This window comes from Streptomyces sp. MB09-02B, from assembly GCF_033794485.1.
Taxonomy (GTDB): Bacteria; Actinomycetota; Actinomycetes; order Streptomycetales; family Streptomycetaceae; genus Streptomyces.
On the sequence record NZ_JARGEE010000539.1, the window covers coordinates 1 to 5,296 of the forward strand.

At 71.5% G+C, this 5,296-nt stretch carries 6 protein-coding genes; 3 read left to right on the forward strand and 3 right to left on the reverse strand.

Annotated features, from left to right (window positions below; translation table 11 throughout):
* Positions 1-225: 225 nt before the first annotated feature.
* On the reverse strand, positions 226-726 hold the full coding sequence (locus tag P1P70_RS40040) for a hypothetical protein (RefSeq protein ID WP_319246728.1): 501 nt from the start codon (positions 724-726) through the stop codon (positions 226-228).
* Between the two features lie 7 nt (positions 727-733).
* Between P1P70_RS40040 and P1P70_RS40045 the strand changes: the two genes are divergently transcribed.
* On the forward strand, positions 734-2,221 hold the full coding sequence (locus P1P70_RS40045) for a M1 family metallopeptidase (protein WP_413471656.1): 1,488 nt from the start codon (positions 734-736) through the stop codon (positions 2,219-2,221).
* Between the two features lie 3 nt (positions 2,222-2,224).
* Here P1P70_RS40045 and P1P70_RS40050 read toward each other — a convergent pair whose 3' ends face one another.
* Complete coding sequence (locus P1P70_RS40050) at positions 2,225-3,229, reverse strand: GNAT family N-acetyltransferase (protein ID WP_413471657.1); 1,005 nt, start codon at positions 3,227-3,229, stop codon at positions 2,225-2,227.
* Between the two features lie 52 nt (positions 3,230-3,281).
* Between P1P70_RS40050 and P1P70_RS40055 the strand changes: the two genes are divergently transcribed.
* A complete protein-coding gene (locus tag P1P70_RS40055) occupies positions 3,282-3,992 on the forward strand; it encodes a hypothetical protein (RefSeq protein ID WP_319246733.1) in 711 nt (236 codons plus the stop codon).
* A 129-nt stretch (positions 3,993-4,121) separates the two neighbouring features.
* Here the strand turns inward: P1P70_RS40055 and P1P70_RS40060 are convergent, their stop codons facing one another.
* Entirely contained in the window at positions 4,122-4,697 is a 576-nt protein-coding gene (locus tag P1P70_RS40060) for a TerD family protein (protein WP_067371740.1), read from the reverse strand.
* Between the two features lie 176 nt (positions 4,698-4,873).
* Between P1P70_RS40060 and arfB the strand changes: the two genes are divergently transcribed.
* Positions 4,874-5,296: alternative ribosome rescue aminoacyl-tRNA hydrolase ArfB (gene arfB, locus P1P70_RS40065; RefSeq protein WP_319246736.1), on the forward strand; the 423-nt coding region annotated here is incomplete at its 3' end.

Genomic DNA, 5,296 nt, shown 5'->3' on the forward strand with positions numbered 1-5,296 from the left:
GTGGGGTTCTTCGCCCCCGCCGCCCCTACCCGTCCCATCCTCAAGGGGCTGCGCCCCTTTGACCCCCATCCGCGGGTCCGGTGGGGCTTCTCGCGCAGTTCCCCGCGCCCCTGAAAGGCCTACGGACTTTCGGGCCGAAAGCGTGGGGCGCAGCCCCTGCTTTTCAGGGGCGCGGGGAACTGCGCGGCCAGCCCCCACCGGAGCCGCGGACGAACACGGCGGCCCTTACGGAACCCGAGGGAAGCGGGACTGGAGGGTCCAGATCGCTGGGTTCTCGGACAGGGCTTCGTGCAGGTCGCAGAGGTCGGCGAGCACGTCGTGGAGGAAGTCGCGGGCCTCCCGGCGCAGCTCCGCGTGGGAGAAGGTCAACGGGGGGTCCTCGGCCGGCATCCAGTCCGACTCGACGTCCACCCACCCGAAGCGGCGCTCGAAGAGCATGCGGTCCGTGGACTCGGTGAAGTCGAGTTCCGCGTACTGGGGGCGGGAGGCACGCGAGCCGGCCGGGTCCTGGTCGAGCTGTTCCACGATGTCGCACAGCGCCCACGCGAAGTCCAGCACCGGCACCCATCCCCAGGCTGTGGACAGCTCCCGGTCCGCCTTGGTGTCGGCGAGGTACACGTCACCGCAGAACAGGTCGTGCCGCAGCGCGTACACGTCCGCGCGGCGGTAGTCCGTCTGCGGCGGGTCCGGGAAGCGGTTGGAGAGGGCGTAGCCGATGTCGAGCACGTAGGCGATGGTGTCATGTCCTCATAGGATCGCCGTCGTGTCCCGATCCGCACGGGTTGCCCCGGCCGCCCTGCTCACCGTCGCTCTGGCCCTCACGCTCACGTCGTGCACCGACGGCGGTGGTGGGGCCGGGCGGGCCAAGGGCTCCGAGGGCTCCGAGGGCTCCGCCGGCCTCAGGGACCCGTACTTCCCCCGGCTCGGCAACGGCGGGTACGACGTCACCCACTACTCCCTCACCCTCGCCTACGACCCCGACTCGCGGGCCCGCCTGCGGGCCACCGCCGTCGTCACCGCGCGGGCGACGCGGGACCTCGGCTCCTTCAACCTCGATCTGCGGGGGATGGACGTCGAGTCGGTCGCCGTCGAGGGCGCGGCGGCGCGGTGGAAGCGGGCGGGACAGGAGCTGACCGTCACCCCCGGGCAGGGGCTCGACGAGGGGCGGACGTTCCGCACGACGGTGCGTTACTCGGGCACGCCTGTGACGATCACCGACCCGGACGGCTCCCGGGAGGGCTGGTTGCCGACCGCCGACGGCGTCCTCGCGCTCGGCGAACCCACGGGCTCGATGGCCTGGTTCCCCGGCAACCACCACCCCTCCGACAAGGCAGCCTACGACCTCACCGTCACCGTCCCCGAGGGCCTGCGGGCCGTCTCCAACGGCGAGTTGACCCGCGAGTCCACCCGCGGCGGCCGCACGACCTTCTCCTGGCACACCGCCGAACCGATGGCGAGCTACGTGGCCACGCTCGCCATCGGCAGGTACGAGATCCGCCGCTCGACGGTCGAGGGCCCGCGGCTTCCCGTGTACGTCGCCGTCGATCCCTCCCAGGCCGAGGAGAGCCGGGCGGTCCTCGGGCGGATCGCCGAGGTCATCAGGTGGGCGGAGGGGAACTTCGGTCCGTACCCCTTCTCCTCCACCGGCGCGATCGTCGACCGGCCGGAGGACGTCGCGTACGCGCTGGAGACCCAGAACCGGCCCGTCTTCCCCGGCGCCCCCGACCTCTCGCTCCTCGTCCATGAACTCGCCCACCAGTGGTACGGCGACTCCGTCACCCCGAAGAGCTGGCGGGACATGTGGCTCAACGAGGGGTTCGCCACGTACGCCGAGTGGCTGTGGGAGGAGGACCACGGCGGCGACAGCGCCCAGGAGATCTTCGACGCGCTGTACGAGGGCGACTACTTCCAGGACGCCGCCGACGCCGAGGCCGTCTGGGACTTCCCGCCCGCGAAGCCGCCGAGCGCCGCCCGGATCTCCGACAGCCCGGTGTACGAACGCGGGGCCATGGTCCTGCACAAGATCCGTCAGGCCGTCGGCGACGACGCCTTCCTGGAGCTGCTCCAGGGCTGGGCGACCACGCACCGCCACGGCAACGCCGACACGGCCGACTTCACGGAGTACGCCGAGGAGTTCGCGGCGACGGCGGCCCCGGACACCGACCTGGCCCCGATCTGGGAGGACTGGCTGTACGGGGACGGGAAGCCACCGAAACCCTGAAGGCTACGGCGTGGGTGTGGCTCCCGTGGCGCCCGTGGCGTCGGGCGTCCCGAACCGCGCCAGGAGGTGGGCGAGGTCCGGCGGCCAGACCGGCTCGGCCGCCGGGTCGGCGAGGTCCGCGGGGGTCCACCAGCGCCAGGCCAGGATGCCCTCCTCGGCGCGTGAGGTGGTGAGGAGACCACCCACCGGTTCGCGGCGTGGCCCCCGCGTCACGTAGACCGTCTCGTGCTGGTGTACGGGGATGTCGTAGCGCGTGAAGTCGTGCTCCCAGGTGCACAGCAGGGCGCCCGGCTCCAGGTCCGTCCAGCCCGTTTCCTCGCGCAACTCCCGCGCGGCGCCCTCGCGCGTGGTCTCGCCCTCCTCCAGACCGCCGCCCGGCAGGGCCCAGTGCACGCCCACCTCGGAGTCGCGGTACTGGAAGAGGAAGACGGCGCCCTCCGGATCGAGTACGGCGATCCGGGCGGCCCGGCGTGGCGTACGCAGCGTCTTGCGCAACACCGTGCAGGGGCGCCCCAGTTGGCGGTCCCGGCGGTGCTCGACGAACTCGTAGCCGAGGGAGGTCCAGAAGGACAGGGCGCCGGGGTTGTTGTCGAGCGCCGCCAGCCGGACGGCCGCCCGCCCCGCCTCCCGGAACCGTTCCTCGACGAGGGTCGCCAACTGGCGCCCATACCCCCGGCGTTGGGCCGCCCCGTCGACGAGCAGCAAGCCGATCCACGGGTCCGGGTCGGCCGGATCGAAATGCCGTGCGAGGGTGATGGCGACCCCGACGAGCCGATGTCCCCGTCCCTCGTCCCCGCCCTCGCGTGCGAGCAGGATCTCCACGTCCGGGTTGGCGAGCTCCACGCTCAGCGCCGCGGCCACCTGTTCGGGACGGATGTCGTTCGCGTCCGGGAAGTCACCGCTCAGGGCGTAGAAGTCGCGGTTGGAGGCGTGCAGGGCGGTGAGTTCGGCGAGGAGGGGGCCGGGGACGGTTCCGTCCCCGGCCGTGCGGAGCGGTTCGAGCAGCAGCATGCCCGCACGGTACCGATCAGGTCCGACACCGGGATCTACAGTGCCTCGTGTGAAAGAGCGGGTGCGGGTGCACAAGGTCCGCCTGGGCGGCGACGAGTTCCGGGTGATCCGACCGGAACCGTCCCCGGCGCGGCTGGCGTTGCGCGACGACCACCACTGGTTGTCGATGTACGTCGACCGGGCCGGCGCGGAACGGCTCGTCGCCCTGTGGGCGCTGGCCGCGCGGTCCGCCCGGTCGCTGATCCATCTGCCGATCCGGGCGAACCCTGCCCCCGAGGGCGTCGTCGGCGTCGTCGACGGCGGTGACGGCGGTGACGGCGGTGACGGCGGTGACGGTGAACCCGTCGCGCTGGACCTGTTGCTGCTCCACCACAGCCTGCGGTTTCCGACCGCCAGCTGGAAGCCGGTGCGGTCACGGCTCGACACCGGCAGGCCCCAGACGACGGCCACTCCGGACCGGGACTTCCCCGACGAGGACGCCATCGACCACGAGCGGCGCTTCTACCGGTCGTACCGCGACCACCTCGCCTTCGACATCGCGGCGCACACACTGTTCGTCGTGGGCAGCCCCACCGCGTTCCGCGAGCACGGCACCGCGCTGCGCGGTCTGGTCGACGAGGCCCCGTCGTTCCCGTACCGGTTTCCGCACGCGGGGCACTTCTGTGTCGAGCTGAACTCCGGGCCCTGGGCGCGGATACGGAACCGGCGTCGCCTCTCCGCGACGCTGCACATCCAGTACTCGGCCGACTGGCGCGTGTGACGTCAGCGCTACCACGGTGCTCCGCCGACCGGCGCCTACGACGCCGAAGGCCCCGCCGTGTGGCGGGGCCTTCGGTGATGTGCTGCGAGGCGAGGCCGGGCGTCGGCCCGGACCGCGGCGCGCGGAACGTCAGACGTTGACGCCGAAGTCCTGGGCGATGCCGACGAGACCCGAGGCGTAGCCCTGGCCGACCGCGCGGAACTTCCACTCGGCGCCGTTGCGGTAGAGCTCGCCGAAGACCATGGCGGTCTCGGTGGCGGCGTCCTCGGAGAGGTCGTAGCGGGCGATCTCGGCGCCGCCGGCCTGGTTGATGATGCGGATGTAGGCGTTGCGGACCTGGCCGAAGTTCTGCGAGCGGTTCTCGGCGTCGTAGATGGAGACCGGGAAGACGATCTTGTCGACGTCGGCGGGGAGGCCCGCCAGGTTGACGTTGATCGCCTCGTCGTCGCCGGCGCCCTCGCCCGTGCGGTTGTCGCCGGTGTGGACGATGGTCTGGTCCGGGGTCTGCTTGTTGTTGAAGAAGACGAAGTGGCCGTCCGAGTAGACCTTGCCCTGCGGGTTGACCGCGATCGCGGAGGCGTCGAGGTCGAAGTCCGTGCCGGTGGTGGTGCGGACGTCCCAGCCGAGGCCCACGGTGACGGCCGTCAGGCCCGGAGCCTCCTTGGTGAGCGAGACGTTGCCACCCTTGGACAGGCTTACAGCCATGGTTGGGAGTCCTTCCCTCGTTGCGTACGTGCCTTGCGGGCTTCGTGCCAGGGACGAAGCTACCTGTACCCCTATGAACGTCGGGAGGGGCGCCAGAGGTTCCAGCGGTTTTTGCTTTCTTTACCCACCGGGAAAAGGACGTGACGTGGGCCGGACATCCGCGCGACCATGGGGGCATGTCCGGTCCTCACGTCATCCGTGGCTCCGTCTCGCTTCCCGAGGCCGAGCTCATGTGGCGTTTCTCCCGGTCCTCCGGTCCCGGCGGACAGCACGTCAACACCAGTGACTCGCAGGTCGAGCTGCGGTTCGACCTCGCGAACACCGAGGCGCTGCCCGAGGTGTGGAAGGCGCGGGCGCTGGAGCGGCTCGCGTCGCGGCTCGTCGACGGGGTGGTCAGCGTCCGCTCCTCCGAGCACCGTTCGCAGTGGCGCAACCGGGAGACCGCCGCCGTACGGCTGGCCGCGCTGCTCGCGGAGGCGACCGCGCCGCCGCCGAAGCCGCGGCGGGCCACCCGTATCCCACGCGGGATCAACGAGCGTCGGCTGCGGGAGAAGAAGCAGCGCTCGGACATGAAGCGGGGGCGGTCGGGGCGGGACTGG

Bases quoted from the DNA above. Each gene is read 5' to 3' on its own strand.
- P1P70_RS40045 (WP_413471656.1), top strand. From the start codon at position 734: ATGGTGTCATGTCCTCATAGGATCGCCGTCGTGTCCCGATCCGCACGG.
- P1P70_RS40060 (WP_067371740.1), bottom strand. From the start codon at position 4,697: ATGGCTGTAAGCCTGTCCAAGGGTGGCAACGTCTCGCTCACCAAGGAG.